The organism is Streptomyces sp. ISL-11 (genome assembly GCF_018614525.1).
Lineage (GTDB): Bacteria > Actinomycetota > Actinomycetes > Streptomycetales > Streptomycetaceae > Streptomyces.
The window spans coordinates 1-17,470 of record NZ_JAGGOL010000073.1 but is presented as its reverse complement, the minus strand read 5'-3'; the positions used below and the strand labels follow the sequence as shown (position 1 = coordinate 17,470).

The 17,470-nt window shown below is 71.0% G+C and carries 19 protein-coding genes; 12 read left to right on the top strand and 7 right to left on the bottom strand.

Translation table 11 applies throughout. The features are described from left to right. A partial coding sequence (locus J7E86_RS16635; RefSeq protein WP_215082466.1) for a streptophobe family protein occupies nt 1-1,325 on the bottom strand: 1,325 nt, incomplete at its 3' end. Nucleotides 1,326-1,556: 231 nt separating this feature from the next. On the opposite strand from J7E86_RS16635, the gene J7E86_RS16630 reads away from it, so the two are divergent. Continuing rightward, nucleotides 1,557-4,145: an FHA domain-containing protein gene (locus J7E86_RS16630; protein WP_215082465.1), complete on the top strand. Its 2,589-nt coding sequence runs from the start codon at nt 1,557-1,559 to the stop codon at nt 4,143-4,145. 73 nt (nt 4,146-4,218) lie between these two features. Here the strand turns inward: J7E86_RS16630 and J7E86_RS16625 are convergent, their stop codons facing one another. Together J7E86_RS16625 and J7E86_RS16620 are read right to left on the bottom strand one after the other, a co-directional pair. Next, nucleotides 4,219-4,926, bottom strand: a complete 708-nt coding sequence (locus J7E86_RS16625; RefSeq protein WP_215082464.1) for a transglycosylase SLT domain-containing protein — start codon at nt 4,924-4,926, stop codon at nt 4,219-4,221. A gap of 340 nt (nt 4,927-5,266) precedes the next feature. Continuing rightward, a complete protein-coding gene (locus J7E86_RS16620) occupies nt 5,267-5,968 on the bottom strand; it encodes a nitroreductase family protein (RefSeq protein ID WP_215082463.1) in 702 nt (233 codons plus the stop codon). A gap of 161 nt (nt 5,969-6,129) precedes the next feature. Between J7E86_RS16620 and J7E86_RS16615 the strand changes: the two genes are divergently transcribed. The 4 genes from J7E86_RS16615 to J7E86_RS16600 all read left to right on the top strand — a co-directional run bounded on the left by J7E86_RS16615 (nt 6,130) and on the right by J7E86_RS16600 (nt 8,839). Next, nucleotides 6,130-7,341 (top strand): GAF domain-containing sensor histidine kinase, encoded by a 1,212-nt coding sequence (locus J7E86_RS16615; protein WP_215082462.1) that lies wholly within the window; start codon nt 6,130-6,132, stop codon nt 7,339-7,341. Nucleotides 7,342-7,399: 58 nt separating this feature from the next. After that, complete coding sequence (locus tag J7E86_RS16610) at nt 7,400-8,029, top strand: response regulator transcription factor (protein ID WP_215082469.1); 630 nt, start codon at nt 7,400-7,402, stop codon at nt 8,027-8,029. A gap of 159 nt (nt 8,030-8,188) precedes the next feature. Continuing rightward, nucleotides 8,189-8,419: a chaplin gene (locus tag J7E86_RS16605; RefSeq protein WP_251019238.1), complete on the top strand. Its 231-nt coding sequence runs from the start codon at nt 8,189-8,191 to the stop codon at nt 8,417-8,419. Between the two features lie 183 nt (nt 8,420-8,602). Continuing rightward, nucleotides 8,603-8,839, top strand: a complete 237-nt coding sequence (locus J7E86_RS16600) for a chaplin (protein WP_215082460.1) — start codon at nt 8,603-8,605, stop codon at nt 8,837-8,839. Between the two features lie 75 nt (nt 8,840-8,914). Here the strand turns inward: J7E86_RS16600 and J7E86_RS16595 are convergent, their stop codons facing one another. Beyond that, on the bottom strand, nt 8,915-9,721 hold the full coding sequence (locus tag J7E86_RS16595; RefSeq protein WP_215082459.1) for a hypothetical protein: 807 nt from the start codon (nt 9,719-9,721) through the stop codon (nt 8,915-8,917). Between the two features lie 104 nt (nt 9,722-9,825). Here J7E86_RS16595 and J7E86_RS16590 point away from each other — a divergent pair, with 104 nt between their 5' ends. The 4 genes from J7E86_RS16590 (at nt 9,826) to J7E86_RS16575 (ending at nt 13,029) form a co-directional block, all read left to right on the top strand. Continuing rightward, on the top strand, nt 9,826-10,635 hold the full coding sequence (locus J7E86_RS16590) for an ABC transporter ATP-binding protein (RefSeq protein ID WP_215082458.1): 810 nt from the start codon (nt 9,826-9,828) through the stop codon (nt 10,633-10,635). Between the two features lie 56 nt (nt 10,636-10,691). Further along, nucleotides 10,692-11,114 carry an NfeD family protein gene (locus J7E86_RS16585; RefSeq protein ID WP_308312617.1) on the top strand — a complete coding sequence of 141 codons (423 nt, stop codon included), beginning with the start codon at nt 10,692-10,694 and terminating at the stop codon, nt 11,112-11,114. A 109-nt stretch (nt 11,115-11,223) separates the two neighbouring features. Next, complete coding sequence (locus J7E86_RS16580; protein WP_215082457.1) at nt 11,224-12,174, top strand: SPFH domain-containing protein; 951 nt, start codon at nt 11,224-11,226, stop codon at nt 12,172-12,174. A gap of 78 nt (nt 12,175-12,252) precedes the next feature. Further along, a complete protein-coding gene (locus J7E86_RS16575; RefSeq protein WP_215082456.1) occupies nt 12,253-13,029 on the top strand; it encodes a sulfite exporter TauE/SafE family protein in 777 nt (258 codons plus the stop codon). A gap of 63 nt (nt 13,030-13,092) precedes the next feature. On the opposite strand, the gene J7E86_RS16570 is transcribed toward J7E86_RS16575, so the two are convergent. Then, a complete protein-coding gene (locus tag J7E86_RS16570; protein ID WP_215082455.1) occupies nt 13,093-13,608 on the bottom strand; it encodes an HNH endonuclease in 516 nt (171 codons plus the stop codon). A gap of 384 nt (nt 13,609-13,992) precedes the next feature. Beyond that, the gene (locus tag J7E86_RS16565) at nt 13,993-14,532 is read right to left on the bottom strand and encodes a YbhB/YbcL family Raf kinase inhibitor-like protein (RefSeq protein ID WP_215082454.1); all 540 of its coding nucleotides are present in this window, start codon (nt 14,530-14,532) and stop codon (nt 13,993-13,995) included. Nucleotides 14,533-14,614: 82 nt separating this feature from the next. On the opposite strand from J7E86_RS16565, the gene J7E86_RS16560 reads away from it, so the two are divergent. Next, nucleotides 14,615-15,067 carry a ribonuclease domain-containing protein gene (locus tag J7E86_RS16560; RefSeq protein WP_308312616.1) on the top strand — a complete coding sequence of 151 codons (453 nt, stop codon included), beginning with the start codon at nt 14,615-14,617 and terminating at the stop codon, nt 15,065-15,067. Next, nucleotides 15,064-15,495: a barstar family protein gene (locus J7E86_RS16555; protein WP_215082453.1), complete on the top strand. Its 432-nt coding sequence runs from the start codon at nt 15,064-15,066 to the stop codon at nt 15,493-15,495. The genes J7E86_RS16560 and J7E86_RS16555 overlap by 4 nt, the downstream gene beginning before the upstream one ends. Before the next feature lie 4 nt (nt 15,496-15,499). Here J7E86_RS16555 and J7E86_RS16550 read toward each other — a convergent pair whose 3' ends face one another. Further along, on the bottom strand, nt 15,500-16,282 hold the full coding sequence (locus J7E86_RS16550; protein ID WP_215082452.1) for a sporulation protein: 783 nt from the start codon (nt 16,280-16,282) through the stop codon (nt 15,500-15,502). A gap of 82 nt (nt 16,283-16,364) precedes the next feature. On the opposite strand from J7E86_RS16550, the gene J7E86_RS16545 reads away from it, so the two are divergent. Continuing rightward, the gene (locus J7E86_RS16545; protein ID WP_215082451.1) at nt 16,365-17,027 is read left to right on the top strand and encodes a DNA-3-methyladenine glycosylase; all 663 of its coding nucleotides are present in this window, start codon (nt 16,365-16,367) and stop codon (nt 17,025-17,027) included. Nucleotides 17,028-17,470 lie beyond the last annotated feature (443 nt).

The window sequence follows — 17,470 nt, the reverse complement described above, 5'->3', positions numbered from 1 at the left end:
GCGCCCCACACCGCGCCCAGCGCCAGGGCCACCGGGGCGTCGCCCCGCAGCTCCAGCCCCGCCCCGAACGCGTCGAAGCCGAGCACGGACAGCCCGGCGTCGGCCGTGACGCGGGTCAGCAGCACCAGCAGCGGCAGGGCCACGGCCGTCGCCGCCCCGAGGCCCAGCGCGCACCGCCCGGCGAACGCCAGGGGCCGCAGTGCGCCCCGGGGCGTACGTACCGCCGTGAGCACCCCCGCGGCGAGCAGCATCAACGCGCACGCCAGAGCCAGCAGCCACACCCGCCCGTCGAGCCCGGCGAGCCGCGCGAGCGTCACCGGCTCGTCCGCCTTGGCGCTCAGCAGCTGGTCCAGCGGGGAGGGCAGCACGTCCAGGAGCGCCCCCTTGGCGGTGCCGTGCCAGGGGACCAGAAGCCCCAGCGGCAGCGCGAGCCACACCCCGTTCGGCGCGCCGAGCAGCGCCGCCCCCAGCACCCGCTTCGGATGGCCGTCGCCCACCGCCGCGTACGCCGCCGCCGCGACGCCCGCGCCGACGGCGAGGACCAGCACCGCGCACAGCGCCGACACCGCCGGGCGCACACGCCGGTGCACCACCTCCCAGCCGCGCGGGAGCGGCGCCCGGCGGGCGGCCAGCAGCGTGACCGCCAGGACCCCGAGCACCCACACGGCGGCGCCCGCCAGTGAACGCCCGGTGTCCACGGAGAATCCGACGGCGGCCTTGGCGTCGGCCAGCCCGCCGAGCCGGTCGGCCAGGCCGCCGCCGATGCTCCCGATGTCACCGATGCCGGGGATCTCCAGATGAGGCCCGCCGCCACCGCCCGCGTCCCCGCCGAGGCCGAGGCTCTTCCCGTCGATCGTCACCGTGTCCTCGCCCGCCCAGGCCAGCCCGCCCAGGAGCAACAGGAACAGCACGGCCACCGAGCCCGCCCGCGCCGCGAGCTCCGGCGCGCGCATCGTCGCGCCGGCCGCCCGCAGCGACCGCGCGAAGATGACCCCCAGCAGCAGCGCCCCGACCAGGCTCACCCCCAGTGGCGCGATCTCGATGGCGCTGCGCGCCGCGGCGCCCTGGATACCGAAGGTCTCCACGGCACCCGAAGGAGTGACGGAACCGCCGACCGCGAGAACGACCGCCGCCGCCGTCATCGGGCCGAGCGCTCCCGCCGCGTCCGCCCCGAGCAGATGCAATCCCAGCGCCGCGACCCCGGCCATCGCGAGAAAAGCCCAGCTCACCGCCGCTATCGCACTGAGCAGCAGCTCGGCGGGGCGCAGCCGGCCCGGTGCGCCGCGCGCCGTCCGAACCCCTCGCCCGTCGTCACCCACGGTCATCACGGCCCCCGTTCCCGACCTCCGGCGCCCGGATGCGCATGATCCATACGCATCCGTACCGGTAACCACTCTCAGGGCGTGTTTCGCCTCCGTCAACGGCGCCTGTTACAGGGTTGCGTCAGTCCCGGGTTTCGGTTCGGCGACTGTGCCTGAAATAGTTCCTCCCGATGTTCGCCATCCCTAGACTCCCTCTGCAGGGGGCTCATCGGGGGACAAGTAGTGGGGCATGGAGTGCCGGAACTCGTACTGGAATTGAATGGACAGACCTGGACGCTCGATCCGTCCAGGTCCTACACCCTCGGGCGCGACCCGCAGGGTGACATGGTGCTGCAGGACGCCCGCGTCTCGTGGCGGCACGCCACCGTGCGCTGGGGCGGCCGCAGTTGGGTCATCGAGGACCACGGCAGTACCAACGGCACCTATGTGCAGGGTCAGCGGATCCACCAGATGGAGATCGGCCCCGGCTCGGCCGTGCACCTGGGCAACGCGACGGACGGCCCGCGCCTGACGCTCGCCGCCGGCGCGGCGACCGGCGCCCCCGGCGGGGACCTCTACAGCGCGCAGACCGCGATGGCCACGCCGCAGGCGCCGGGGCAGCACCAGCCGCCGCAGCACCAGCAGCCCGGTGCCGGCTGGCAGCAGCCCCCGTACCAGCAGCAGCACCAGCAGCAGTCGCACGACGCCTGGCAGCAGCAACAGCAGGCGCACCAGCAGCAGGCATACGTCCCGCAGCAGCACGCCGCCCCCGCGCACCAGCCCCCGGTGCCCGGCGGCGCCCCCTCCCACGGCTCCCCGAGCGGCGCCCCGCCGGTCTACGGCGACCGCAGCCCGACCAGCTTCCACCAGATGGCCGTCGGCCGGGTCATGCGCATCGGCCGTGCCCTGGAGAACGAGCTGGTCGTCTCCGACCTCCAGGTCTCCCGCCACCACGCGGAGTTCCGGGCGACCAGCGACGGCCGCTTCGAGATCGTCGACCTCGGCAGCCACAACGGCACCTATGTCAACGGTCAGCCGGTCCGCCAGCAGATCATCGGCCCCCACGACATCGTCGGCGTCGGTCACTCCACCTTCCGCCTCGTCGGCGACCGGCTGGAGGAGTTCGTCGACACCGGCGACGTCTCCTTCTCCGCCCGCCACCTCACCGTCACGGTCGAGGGCGGCAAGCAGATCCTCAAGGACGTCTCCTTCGGCGTCCCCGAGAAGTCGCTGATCGCGGTCATCGGCCCCTCCGGCTCCGGCAAGTCCACCCTGCTCAAGGCGCTCACCGGCTACCGGCCCGCCAACGAGGGCGACGTCCTCTACGACAACCGCAACCTCTACAAGCAGTTCGCCGAGCTGCGCCAGCGCATCGGTCTGGTCCCGCAGGACGACATCCTGCACAAGGAACTCACCGTCCGTAAGGCGCTGCGCTACGCGGCCAAGCTCCGCTTCCCCGGCGACACCGCGGCCTCCGAGCGCGAGGCCCGGATAGGCGAGGTGCTCACCGAGCTCAAGCTCGACATCCACGCGGAGAAGAAGGTCACCTCCCTCTCCGGCGGCCAGCGCAAGCGCGTCTCCGTCGCCCTGGAGCTGCTCACCAAGCCTTCGCTGATCTTCCTGGACGAGCCCACCTCCGGCCTCGACCCGGGCATGGACCGCGACGTCATGCAGCTGCTGCGCGGCCTCGCCGACGACGGCCGTACGGTCCTGGTGGTCACCCACTCCGTCGCCGAGCTGGCCATCTGCGACAAGCTGCTGGTCATGGCGCCGGGCGGCTCGGTCGCCTACTTCGGCCCGCCCGAGGAGGCGCTGAACTTCTTCGGCTACGAGACCTGGGCGGACGTCTTCTCGGCCTTCGAGAACTACCGCGACTACGACTGGTCCGGCCGCTGGCGCGGCTCGCAGCACTACCAGATGTACGCGGCCGACATCGACGCCGTCGCCCCGCAGTCCGTCCACGTGCAGCCGCAGATGGTCCAGCCGCCCAAGGCCCAGAGCTGGGGCTCCCAGCTGTGGACCCTGATCCGCCGCTATGTCTCGGTGATCGCCTCCGACCGAGGCTTCCTCGCCCTGATGGTGATCCTGCCCGCCGTGCTCGGCGCGGTGAGCACGGTCATCCCCGCCGACTCGGGCCTCGGCCCCGGCCCGGCGAAGTCCGCCTTCCAGAACCGCGACGCCGGCACCATCCTGCTGATCCTCGCGGTCGGCGCCTGCTTCGCGGGCGCGGCGAACTCCGTCCGTGAGCTGATCAAGGAGCGGGTGATCTACGAACGCGAGCGGGCGACCGGCCTGTCCCGCTCCGCGTACCTGATGTCGAAGGTCGTCGTCCTGGGCGTCATCACGGCCTTCCAGGGCGCGCTCATCAGCGTGATCGGCTTCGGCGCCCGCGGCGACAAGCTGCCCGACGAAGGCGTCGTCCTCACCAACCTGCCCACGGTCGAGATGGCCCTGGTGATCATGGCGCTGGGCTTCACCTCGATGATGTTCGGCCTGATCATCTCCGCGCTGGTGAAGACCGCCGAGAAGACCATGCCGCTGCTGGTGATGTTCGCGATCGTCCAGGTCGTGTTCACCGGCGTGCTCTTCCAGATCTTCGACAAGATCGGTGTGGAGCAGGTCGCCTGGCTGATGCCGTCCCGCTGGGCCATCGCCGCCGCCGGCACCACGGCCAACCTCAATGTGCTCATGCCGTGGCCGGGCGCCGGCAAGGACCCGCTGTGGGAGCACACCGCGGGCCAGTACGTCCTCGACATGGGCGTCCTGCTCGCCATCGGCGTGGTCTGCGGCTTCATCGTGGTCCGGCTGCTGCGCCGCCACGAGCCGGAGGTCATGCGCAAGTAGCGCGGCCCGTACACACGCCGAAGGGCGGCACCCGGATCGGGTGCCGCCCTTCGGCTTCGCTGTCCGTGCTCGCTCAGTAGGCGGAGTTCACGTTGTCCATCGAGCCGTAGACCTTCCACGCGTAGTTGCACGCGGCGGTGATGTTGGCGACCGGGTCGTAGATGTTCCAGGAGGTGCCTTCGACGTGGTACGCCTTGAAGGTCGGGTCGATCACCTGGAGCAGACCCTTGGAGGGGATGCCGGCGGCGGCGTTGGAGTCCCAGTTGTTGATGGCGTTGGGGTTACCGGTCGACTCGCGCATGATGTTGCGCTTGATGCCGTCGTACGAGCCGGGGATGCCCTTGGCCTTCATGATGTCCATGGCCTCGCGGATCCAACCGTCCAGGTTGTTCGCGTAGGTCTTCGGGGCCGGCGCCGGCGCCGGAGCGGCCTGGACCGGCTTGCGCTCCTCGGAACGGCTCGCGGCCTGCTTCTCGGCGCGCTCCTTGTCGGCCTTGGCCTTCGCCTCGGCGTCGGCCTTCTTCTTGGCCTCGGCGTCGCGCTTCGCCAGCTTCGCGGCGTTGTCCGACTGCTTGCCGAGCTGGTCCTGCTGCTCCTGGACGCCCAGGGAGGTGCTGGTCCACGCGACCGGCTTGACCGCGATGGACTGCGTCCCGGCATCGGCCGAGCCGCCGGGGACGACGGCGAACGCCAGGGCGGCGACGCCCGCCGCGGCGATGCCGGCGGCGGAGAACTTGTGGACCTTGGTCAGACGGTTATAGCCGGAGATCGGGGAGCGCATGCTGAGCTGGACCTCTTCCAATCGCTTGAACCGCAGTGGCCGGATCGGCGCGTACAAAAAGCGCCGCGTCTCGATCGACGGCGCCCTGCGACTCGGCAATTGTTAGCGGCTGCGAAAAGCCTGGCAAAGGTGTGACGTACTACCGCGCTTCGTTGCGGCGGGGCCCGCGACGGGCCCCGGAAACGGGGCGGAATCGGCCCGGCTACCCGTTTACGACCTGCTTATGCGTCCACTAGGCGCGATCGTAGGTGACCTGGGTCCTATGCTGGGGCTCACACCGGGCGGTACTCCTGTTCACCCGGTGTGAGCGCCTCTGCGCTTTGCGTGTGTGATCGTTTGCTCAGACCTCGGTCAGCACCTGGTCCAGGCTCTTGCGCACCAGGTCCGGCACCTGGCAGTCCGCCGCCGGATACCCCACCGGGATCACCGCGAACGCCTTCTCGTTCGCCGGCCGCCCGAGCGCCTCGGACAGGAACCGCATAGGGCTCGGCGTGTGCACCAGCGCCGCCAGCCCGGACAGGTGCAGGGCGGACAGCAGCATCCCCACCGCGATGCCGACCGACTCGTCCACGTAGTAGTGCTTGCGCTTCTCGCCGCCCTCGCCCAGCCAGTACCGCTGCTGGAAGACCACGATCAGCGCCGGGGCGTCCGTCAGGTGCGGCTTGACCTCGTCCGTGCCCAGCGGCCGCAGCGCCGCCAGCCACTCCTCGCCCAGCCGTCCCTCGTAGGAGACGCGCTCCTCCTCCTCGGCCGCCCGCCGGATCCGCCGCCGCACCTCGGCGTCCCGCACCAGCACGAACGTCCACGGCTGCTGGTGCGCGCCGGACGGTGCCGTGGCCGCGCACGCGACCGCGTCCCTCACCACTTGCTCGGGCACCGGGTCGGTGGAGAACTGCCGCACGGTCCGCCGCCGGTCCATCCGCTCCCGCAGTTCGGCGGCGCGGGCGAGGGACTCGGCGGCGGGCATCCGCTCGGGACGGTAGGGAACCGGCCGGTAGGGATCGCCGTGGGTCGGTGTCCACTGAGTCGTTGGTATAGACATGCTCCGAGTCTGGTCCCGGCCCGGCCGCCATGGGGGCCGGATCCCGGAACTCGCGAGCGGCTCCGGGGGCCCGCCGGGCCGTACGACCTAGGCCGCAGGGCCTAAGCACCTGCCGCCGCCGGTCCGATACGCCCGCGCGGCGGCCTCGGTACCGTGACGTCATGACCGCACCACCCGACGGCCCGCGCTCCGGCCTGACCGCCGTGAGCACCGCGCTCCTCGCCATGAGCCGCCATCTGCAGGTGCGCGACGTCCTCAAGACGATCGTCGTCTCGGCCCGGGACCTGCTGAACGCCGAGTACGCGGCGCTCGGCGTCCCGGACGATCACGGCGGCTTCGCCCAGTTCGTCGTCGACGGAGTCAGTGAGGAGCAGTGGAAGGCCATCGGCCCGCTGCCCCGCCAGCACGGCATCCTCGCCGCGATGCTCCAGGACGCCACCCCGCAGCGCCTCGCCGACGTCCGGGAGGACCCCCGCTTCGGCGGCTATCCCGCGGCGCACCCCTCCATGACCGACTTCATCGGGATGCCGGTCGCCGACGGCGACGAGATCCTGGGGGCCCTGTTCCTCGCCAATAAGAGGACGCATAAGAACAAGGACGGCAAAAGGGAGGAAGCGCCGGAAGGCGCCCCCGCCTGCCCCGTCGGGACGGCGCCCGCCTGCGGCTTCACCGCCGAGGACGAGGACCTCCTGCGCGTCTTCGCCCAGCACGCCGCCATAGCCCTCACCAACGCCCGCCTCTACGAGCGCAGCCGCGAGCTCACCATCGCCGGGGAGCGGGCCCGCCTCGCCCACGAGCTGCACGACGCCGTGGCCCAGAAGCTCTTCTCCCTGCGCCTGACCGCCCAGGCCGCCACCGCCCTCGTCGACCGCGACCCGGCCCGCGCCAAGGACGAGCTGCAGGAGGTGGCACGCCTCGCCGCCGAGGCGTCCGACGAGCTGCGCGCCGCCGTCGTCGAGCTGCGCCCCGCCGGCCTCGACGAGGACGGCCTCGTCGCCACGCTGCGCACCCAGATCCACGTTCTGGACCGGGCGCACGCCGCCCGGGTCACCTTCGCCTCCCGGGGCGTACGGGCGCTCCCGGCCGCCCAGGAGGAGGCGCTGCTGCGCGTCGCCCAGGAGGCCCTGCACAACGCCCTGCGCCACTCCGGCGCCGAGCGCGTGGACGTCACCCTGGTCCGCCGGGGCCAGGGCGCGGTCCTGCGCGTCACCGACGACGGATGCGGCTTCGAGCCCACCGCCGTCCGCCGGGCGGGCCGGCACCTGGGGCTGGTGTCCATGCGCGACCGGGCCGGCGGCGTCGGCGGCGGTCTGGCCGTTGCCTCGGCGCCCGGGAAGGGCACCGAGATCGAGATGGAGGTGCCCGGTGGCTGAGGACACGAGCAAGAACGCGGCGGGGGCGCGCAGGCCGGCCGCGGGGGGCGGGCGGCCGATCCGCGTCGTGCTGGTGGACGACCACCAGGTGGTCCGCAGGGGCCTGCGCACCTTCCTGGAGGTCCAGGACGACATCGAGGTCGTGGGGGAGGCCGCGGACGGTGCCGAGGGCGTCGAGCGCGCCGAGGAGCTGCGCCCGGACGTCGTCCTGATGGACGTCAAGATGCCGGGCACCGACGGCATCGAGGCGCTGCGCCGGCTCAGGGAGCTGGAGAACCCCGCCCGGGTGCTGGTCGTCACCAGCTTCACCGAGCAGCGCACCGTCATCCCGGCATTGCGCGCCGGTGCGGCGGGGTACGTCTACAAGGACGTCGACCCGGATGCCCTGGCCGGCGCGATCAGGTCCGTGCACGCCGGGCACGTCCTGCTCCAGCCCGAGGTGGCCGGCGCCCTGCTGTCCCAGGACGAGGCCGGAGGCGGCCAGGGGCGGGGCAACGCCCTCACCGAGCGGGAGCGCGAGGTGCTGGCACTGATAGCGGACGGCCGGTCCAACCGGGAGATCGCCCGCGCGCTCGTGCTGTCCGAGAAGACTGTCAAGACCCACGTCTCGAACATCCTGATGAAGCTGGACCTCGCCGACCGCACCCAGGCGGCGCTGTGGGCCGTGCGACATGGGATCGGAGCATGATCGCGGTCATACCGGAATGTCGTCTTCAGATCTGAGATTCATACGGACGTGTGATGGTCGACCTGAGCCCGCAACCTGACCGTGCGTGATCCGTTTTCCATGGCGTACGCGGCGGCTGGCCGTGGCAACTCCAGGAAGGCAAAAAGAAGAGTGAAGAACATGAAGAAGGTCGCTGCCGTCACGATGGCCGTCGGTGGTCTCGCCCTCGCGGGCGCCGGTGCGGCCTCCGCCCACGGTCAGGCGGACGCCACCGCGAAGAACTCCCCCGGTGTCGCCTCCGGCAACATCGTCCAGGTGCCCGTCAAGGTGCCGGTGAACCTGTGCGGCAACACCGTCACCATCGTCGGCTCACTCAACCCGACCCACGGCAACACCTGCGTCAACGAGTAGGACCGGCGCTTCCTGTCCGTCCACCCGGTCACGACGCCACGTGACCGGGTGGACGAGGGCGTTCCGTCGCTCGAACGAGGGCAAACACCGCCGATGGCCGTGCCATCGGCGGTGCGCTGGCGTTCATCAGTGCGTGATCCCGCGGCTGGGGTCGCCCAGAACATCAGCAGAAGGAAGACCCTCATGAACAAAGCCAAGAAGGCCGTCTTCGTCATGGCTGCGGCCGGCATGGTCACCGGCGCCTCCGCCGGTGCCGCGATGGCTGACGGCGCCCACGGTGCCGCCGTGGGTTCGCCCGGCATCGTCTCCGGCAATGTGATCCAGGTGCCGATCCATGTGCCCATCAACCTCTGCGGCAACACCATCGACATCGTCGGGCTCCTCAACCCGACCTTCGGCAACACCTGCGTCAACAGCTGACGCTCGGCGCACAGCGGTGGGAAGGCCCCGCGGACGAGATCCGCGGGGCCTTCCCACCGCTGTGTCCGCCCGGACTCAGCGCTGCCCGCGCTCGCGCTCCTCCACCATGGCGTTGTACGCGGCCACCTGCGCCCGCCGGGCCGTTCGCTCCACGGGTCGCAGGGCATGGGCCCGCGCCGCCATCTCCGACGCGCTCACCGCGCCGCCGTGCTCCCGGCCCGCGCCGTCCCCCGGCTCGTACGCGATCGCGATCAGCGCGCCCACCCGCTGCGCCAGCTCCAGCACCCGCACCGCCCGAGGCGGATAGCCGGGGGCGAGCACCTCGCGTCCGGCCTCGGCCCGCGCGCGGTACGCCTCCAGCGCCGCCTGCGCCACGGGGCCGGAGCCGGCCACGTCCAGCCGGGTGAGCACCTCGGTCGCCTCGCGCAGCGCCTCGGCGAGCTCCCGCTCGGCCTCCCCGAGCGAGGGCACGTCCGCCGGCGGCGCGTCCCGCACGGCCACGCAGTGCCACACCACCTCCACGTGCACATCGCCCTCGGGCCCGGCTTCGCGGATCTCCGGCACGAGCCCCAGCGCGGCACCGGTGGCGATGACGGCCTCCTCGGCCTCCAGCGCCCGGGCGTTGAACTCCGGCGGCCCGCTCAGCCCCAGCGGATGGCCGGGCGCCGGCAGCGCGAGCCGCAGCCCGGTCGCGCCCAGGGCGCGCAGCCTGCCGAGAGCCAGCGTGAGGCCGACCGGCCCGGTCTCGCCGGGCAGGCCGGTGACGCGGTGCACGGCGTCGTCACCCTTGATGTGGTCTGCGGCGTCATCGGGTGAGGCAAATCCGGCAATGAGGGCATTTCCCCATGCGGTGAGCCGCCCTGAGCGGTGTTCATCGAGCATGGCCCCAGCCTAAAGACCGGCACCGTCAGCCGGTGGCGTAAGTTTTTCCCTTGGGGCTGTCCCTGGGGGCTTCACCTACAGGCGCAAGCGACGACGAGACTGCAATGGGAGACAACGCGCTCATGAGCGAAGTGCTGGAACTGGTGGACGTATCCGTGGTCCGCGAGGGCCGGGCTCTGGTGGACCAGGTCTCCTGGTCGGTCAAGGAGGGGGAGCGCTGGATCATCCTCGGTCCCAACGGCGCCGGCAAGACCACCCTCCTGAATGTCGCCTCCAGCTACCTCTTCCCGACCACGGGCTCGGTCAAGGTCCTGGGCGAGAAGCTCGGCGCTGTCGACGTCTTCGAGCTGCGCCCGCGGATCGGCATCGCGGGCATCGCCCTCGCCGACAAGCTGCCGCGCAGCCAGACCGTCCTGGAGACGGTGCTGACCGCCGCGTACGGCATGACGGCCACTTGGCGGGAGAACTACGAGGAGGTCGACGAGCAGCGCGCCCGCGCCTTCCTCGATGTGCTCGGCATGACGGAGTACCTCGACCGGAAGTTCGGCACCCTCTCCGAGGGCGAGCGCAAGCGCACCCTCATCGCCCGCGCGATGATGACCGACCCCGAGCTGCTGCTCCTCGACGAGCCCGCCGCCGGCCTCGACCTCGGTGGCCGCGAGGACCTCGTCCGCCGCCTCGGCCGGCTCGCCCGCGACCCCCTGGCCCCTTCGATGATCATGGTCACCCACCACGTCGAGGAGATTCCCCCGGGCTTCACCCACGTGCTGATGATCCGTCAGGGCAAGGTCCTCGCGGCCGGCCCCGTCGAGCTCGAACTCACCTCCCGCAACCTCTCCCACTGCTTCGGTCTGCCCCTGATCGTCGAGCGCGCCGGAGACCGCTGGACCGCCCAGGGCCTGCCCCTGTCCTGACCCGGACCCTCGTCGCGCTCTGTCCCGGGGCGGCCACCGCGTCCTACCATGACCATGTGGACACATGGGTGTGGTGGCTCGTCGCCGCCGTCGGACTGGGTATCCCGCTGGTCGTCACCGCGATGCCCGAGTTCGGGATGTTCGCGGCCGGAGCCGTCGCCGCCGCCGTCACCTCCGCCCTCGGCGGCGGGGCGGTGGCGCAGTTCGTCGTGTTCGCCGCCGTCTCCGTCGCCCTCATCGCCGTCGTACGCCCCATCGCCAACCGGCACCGCTCCCAGCGCCCCGAGCTCGCCAGCGGAGTGGACGCGCTCAAGGGCCGGCAGGCCGTCGTGCTCGAACGCGTCGACGGCCAGGGCGGCCGCATCAAGCTCGGCGGCGAGGTGTGGTCGGCGCGCTCCCTCGACACCGAGCGGGTCTTCGAGGCCGGCCAGCAGGTGGACGTCATCGAGATCGACGGTGCCACGGCCGTGGTCATGTGAGCGGGCGTCACCGCGGGCGCGCGTCATATCCGCCCAATACCTGCACGGCGGTGCCGCGTTCTGAAAGACTCGGGAACTCGATCAACCACAACAGGCACGGGGAGCCACGATGGAACCGATCATCATCGTCCTGATCATCTTGGTGGTGCTGGTCTTCATCGCCCTCATGAAGACCGTGCAGGTCATCCCACAGGCCAGCGCGGCCATCGTCGAGCGCTTCGGCCGCTACACCCGCACCCTGAACGCCGGACTGAACATCGTCGTCCCGTTCATCGACTCCATCCGCAACCGCATCGACCTCCGCGAGCAGGTCGTGCCCTTCCCGCCGCAGCCGGTGATCACCCAGGACAACCTGGTCGTCAACATCGACACCGTCATCTACTACCAGGTGACCGACGCCCGGGCCGCCACCTACGAGGTCTCCAGCTTCATCCAGGCCATCGAGCAGCTCACCGTCACCACCCTGCGCAACATCATCGGCGGCATGGACCTGGAGCGGACCCTCACCTCCCGCGAGGAGATCAACGCCGCCCTGCGCGGCGTCCTGGACGAGGCCACCGGTAAATGGGGCATCCGCGTCAACCGCGTCGAGCTCAAGGCGATCGAGCCGCCGACCTCCATCCAGGACTCGATGGAGAAGCAGATGCGCGCCGACCGTGACAAGCGCGCCGCCATCCTCACCGCCGAGGGCATCCGCCAGTCGCAGATCCTCACCGCCGAGGGCGAGAAGCAGTCCGCGATCCTCCGCGCCGAGGGCGAGGCCAAGGCCGCGGCCCTGCGCGCGGAAGGCGAGGCCCAGGCGATCCGCACGGTCTTCGAGTCCATCCACGCCGGCGACCCCGATGAGAAGCTGCTCTCCTACCAGTACCTCCAGATGCTGCCGAAGATCGCCGAAGGCGACGCCAACAAGCTCTGGATCGTCCCCAGCGAGATCGGCGACGCCCTCAAGGGCCTCAGCGGCGCGGTCGGAAACTTCGGACCCATGGGCCCCCCGCGCCCCGGCAGCACCCAGAAGCCCACCAAGGAGACGCCCCGGCGCGAGCAGCCGCCCATCGACTGACACCGGTCCTCTCCTGCATGATCAGTGCGGCCCCTCGACCTCTCATGGCGGGGAGGCGACACACTGACCATGAAGGAGATGGCCTTGTCCATCTGGGAAGCACTCGCGGTCTTCGCCGCCGGCATCGGCGCGGGCACCATCAACACCATCGTCGGCTCCGGCACCCTCTTCACCTTCCCGGTGCTGCTCGCGATCGGCCTTCCACCGATCACCGCCAACGTCTCCAACACCCTCGGCCTCGTCACCGGCAACATCAGCGGTGCCATCGGCTACCGCCGCGAACTGGGCGGCCAGCGCCGCCGCATCGTCCGCTTCGGCATCGTCGGACTGATCGGCGGCCTCCTCGGCGCGGTCCTGCTGCTCGCGCTCCCGTCGAAGGCGTTCGACGCGATCGTGCCGGTCCTCATCGGCATCGCGCTGGTCCTCGTCATCCTCCAGCCCCGGCTCGCCCGGGCCCTCGCCCGCCGCCGCGAACGCAACGGCACCACCGACACCCCCACCGACGGCGGCCCCGGCCTCCTCGCCGGCCTGCTGTTCGCCAGCGCCTACGGCGGCTACTTCGGCGCGGCCCAGGGAGTCCTCTACCTCTCCCTCATGGGCCTGCTGCTCCGCGAGGACCTCCAGCGCGTCAACGCCCTCAAGAACGTCCTCGCGGTCGTCGTCAACGCCGTCGCCGCGCTCTTCTTCGTCTTCGTCGCCGACGTCGACTGGCTCGCCGTCCTGCTCATCGCCGTCGGCTCCACCCTCGGCGGACAGATCGGCGCCAAGGTCGGCCGCAAGCTGTCCCCCACGGCACTGCGCGGCGTGATCGTCGTGGTCGGTGTCGTCGCCATCGCGCAGATGCTGCTCAAGTAGCGCGGACGCCGCCCGGCCGACGCGAAACCCCGGTGGCCACCTCGCGAGAGGGGTCACCGGGGCTCAGGCGGAGGCGGGCACGGCCGGCGTGAGCCACTCCGGCAGCGGCTCACGCCCGTACGTCCCCAGCGCCAGCACCAGCGCGTCGGACGGGGTCGGCTCGAACGGCGGGCTCAGCAGCCGCATCCCCGCCTGCTCGGGCGTACGGTCCGCCTTGCGGTGGTTGTCCTCCGCGCACGCCGCGACCGTGTTCAGCCAGCTGTCCGGCCCCCCGTGCGAACGCGGCACCACGTGGTCCACCGTCGTCGCCCGCCGCCCGCAGTACGCGCACCGGTGTTGGTCCCGCACCAGCACACCCCGCCGCGACCAGGGCGCCCGTCTTCGGAACGGCACCCGTACGTACCGGCAGAGCCTGATCACCTGCGGCACCGGTACGTCGACCGCCGACGCCCGCACCCGCAGCCCGGGTCTGGCCTGCTCGACGACGGCCTTGCCCTGCAGGACGAGCACCACCGCCCGCCGCAGCGACACCGTCGCCAGCGGCTCGAAGCTCGCATTGAGCACCAACGTCTCCCGCATCCCGTCCACCTCCCGGCCCGTCCCCGCCCCAGCGGCAAGGTGGCTCAACTCTGCCCCCGGCAAAGCCGCGGAACAACGTAATTTCCGCAGGTGAAAAGGGAGTTGGCAGGGAGACGGCAAGGGAACGGAAGGGAAACGGGGGTAACGCTCCGGGCCCTTCCCCCGTGGCGACACGCGGGCCCGGAGCGTACGGCAGCGGACGTGGCCGGCCGGCCCAACACCGGCCTCCGGCAGACGGCCGGCGCGCACGCGCGCCCCGCCGCCCCCGCCACTGCGGTGTCCACTGCCCGACGGCCATGCGGAGCCGTCAGCCACGCACCACTGTGCGATCCTGGGCGGCGGGGCGCAACGGAATTTCCGGTCGGCTCCCCGTGCGCGGGGGCCTCAGCCTCCTGCGGGTACCTCGTACTCGGTGATCAGCCGAGCCCGCCCCAGGGTGTGAAACCGCAGGTTGAAGCCCACCACGGCCGGCGAGACGTCCGCGTCCGGCCCCAGCTTCTCCTGGTCGACCGCGTACACCGTGAACACGTAGCGGTGCGGACCGTCCCCGGGCGGCGGCGCCGCACCACCGAAGTCCCGCGTGCCGTAGTCGTTGCGCACATGAACCGCCCCCTCGGGCAGCCCCTTCATGTCGCCGCTGCCCGCCCGGGCCGGCAGCTCCGTCACCGACGCCGGGATGTCGAACAGCACCCAGTGCCAGAAGCCGCTGCCCGTCGGCGCGTCCGGGTCGAAGCACGTCACGGCGTAACTCCGCGTCCCCGCCGGCGCGCCCTCCCAGCGCAGGTGCGGCGAGAGGTTGCCCTTGCCGTGCACCTGACCGTCCGGGAGCATCTCACCGTCCGTCAGGTCATCGCTCACCACCGTGAACGAGGGCACCGGCGGGTGAAAGTCATGGGGGAGCGGCGGTCGCTTCTGCTCGGGCACTTCGGCGCCTCCTGTACGCGAGGAACAGTGAAAGCGCCAGCCTAACCAGCCCGCGGCGGCCCGGACTGAGACCATACGAAGCGTGCTTCGACAGCTTGGACCATTCGGACGACGACCGGCCGGCCGCACCCTGCGCGCGCTGACCGCCCTCGTCGCCGCCCTCCCTCTGCTCCTCCTGCCCGCGTGCTCCTCCGGCGGCCACAAGGACGGCAGAACCACCTCGACCGCCACGCCCCGCCCCTCCTGGGCGAAGGGCATGAAGACGGTCACCCCCGACCGCCTGCCGGCCGAGGCCCGCAAGACCCTCGAACTCATCGAGCAGGGCGGCCCCTTCCCGTACACGAAGGACGGCACGGTCTTCGGCAACTACGAGAACCGGCTGCCGAAGCAGGCCCGCGGCTACTACCACGAGTACACCGTCCCCACCCCCGGCTCCCGCGACCGCGGCGCCCGCCGCATCATCACCGGCGACCACGCCGAGCGCTACTACACCGGCGACCACTACCAGACCTTCGAAGCGGTGGTACACCCATGACCGGCCAGCTCCCCGCACCCGGACTCACCGGCCTCCTCCTCGGCACGACCCCGCCGGGGATCTACCGCCTGCCCCCCGCCGACACCCCCGACCGCGTCATGTCCCTCGCCGCCGAGGCCGACTGGCGGGCGGCCACGCTGCACCTCGGCGGAGTGACGGGCAAGACCGCCTTCCTCGACCGCTGCGCGACCGACCTGGAATTCCCCGAGTGGTTCGGCCGCAACTGGGACGCCCTCGCCGATTGCCTCACCGACCTCTCGTGGTGGCGCGAGGAGGGCAAGGCGCGCGGCTACCTGGTGCTCGCCGAACACTGGGACACCTTCCGCAAGGCCGCCCCGCGCGACGCCCGGACGGCGGAGGCGGTCTTCGGTGACGCCGTCGGCCACTGGGCCGACGACGAGACACCTCTGGCCGTACTGCTGGGCTGACGCGTCAGAGCCAGTTGCGCCGGCCGCCGACCTCCGCGAGCCACTGGTTGAGGTAGGCGGCCCAGTCGGTCTGCGCGTAGTGGTGCAGGTCGACCGTGAACGAGCGGTAGCTGTCACTGCCCCCGGAGAACAGCCCCGGCTTCTTGTCCATCTCCAGCACGACGTCCATCTCACGGTCGTCCGCGACGAACGACAGCTCGACCTCGTTCAGCCCGCGGTACTGCGACGGGGCGCGGAACTCGATCTCCTGGTAGAACGGCAGCCGCTGGCGCGTCCCGTGAATCCGCCCCCGCTCCAGGTCGGCGCTCTTGAAGCCGAAGCCCAGCTGCCCGAAGGCATCGAGGATCGCCTGCTGGGCCGGCAGCGGATGCACATTCACCGGATCGAGGTCACCGGAGTCCACGGCCCGGGCGATCGCCAGCTCCGTGGTCACGCCGATGTTCATGCCGGTGAGGTGCCGCCCCAGGAAGGTCGTGATGGGCGTCTCCCACGGGATCTCCAGCCCGAACGGCACCGAGTGCACCGCACCCGCCTGCACCTCGAACGCCCCACCGAGCTGTACGCGCGTGAACTCGACGTCCTGCTTGTACTCGTTCTCGCCGCCCTCGACCTCCACCCGCGCCTGGAGCCCGACGGACACCCCCTGGATCTGCTGGGCGACCGACCCGCCCTGGATGCGGACCTCGCCCTGCACCACGCTGCCCGGGACGACGTTCTCCTCGAACAGCACCGTCTCGACGGAAGCGCCTCCGGCCCCCAGGCTCGCCAGCATCTTCTTGAAGCCCATGCTTCCTCTTCCTCCCCGGGCCCACCTGCGGACCCTTCCTGTACCGCGCCCGTACCGCAGCACTGCGTTACGCTCGATTGGCATGATCGCCGCGCCTGACCGTATGCCACTCGCCCGAGGCTTCTTCGACCGTCCCGTCCTGGAGGTCGCACCGGAGCTCTTGGGCCGCACCCTCGTCCGCACATCGCCGGACGGTCCGATCGAACTCCGCATCACGGAGGTAGAGGCATACGCGGGCCAGGCGGACCCCGGATCACACGCCTACCGGGGTCGGACCGAGCGGAACGCCTCGATGTTCGGGCCGCCGGGTCACGCCTACGTCTACTTCATCTACGGCATGTGGTTCAGCCTCAACCTCGTGTGCGGCCCGGAGGGTACGGCGAGCGGTGTCCTCCTGAGGGCAGGGGAAGTGCTGAAGGGAGTGGACCTCGCCCGCGCCCGGCGGCCCAAGGCACGCAAGGACCGCGAGCTGGCCCAGGGCCCGGCCCGTCTGGCCACGGCTCTGGACGTGGACCGGAGCCTGAACGGCACGGACCTCTGCGCCGGCCCGGAGTCCCCGCTCTCCGTCCTGACCGGGCACCCGGTCCGCCCGGACCGGGTGCGTAACGGCCCGCGTACCGGGGTAGGAGGTGAGGGCGCGACCCACCCGTGGCGCTTCTGGGCGGACGGCGACCCGACGGTCAGCCCGTACCGGGCCCATGTGCCGCGCGACCGGAGCAGGAAGGCCCGCACGGACGGTGCTTGACTCCGGAGCGCCGAACCTCTAACGTAGCCCGAGCCGCTTGAGACGGACGGCGCCATGTGCGCGAACCGGCGAGAGGCACAATCACTACTACTGAGGTCGCCCCTGACAGGGGTCTTATTTCGTTGTCTCGAAATAAGACGCCGATCGGCTCGATTAGGAGCCGACAGGGAAAACCGCTAAAGTAGTGAACACCCCGCCGACGGGGATCGGAAACAAAATTCCAGCCGGAAACGGCAGGGAAAACGGATCTGGTAAGGTTGGAACACGAAATACCGAAGGGAAGCGCCCGGAGGAAAGCCCGAGAGGGTGAGTACAAAGGAAGCGTCCGTTCCTTGAGAACTCAACAGCGTGCCAAAAGTCAACGCCAGACTATAAAATACCCCGTCTCCGGTCACATTGTGACTGGGACGCGGTTCCTTTGAAAGTCCTGTCGGTCCTTTGTG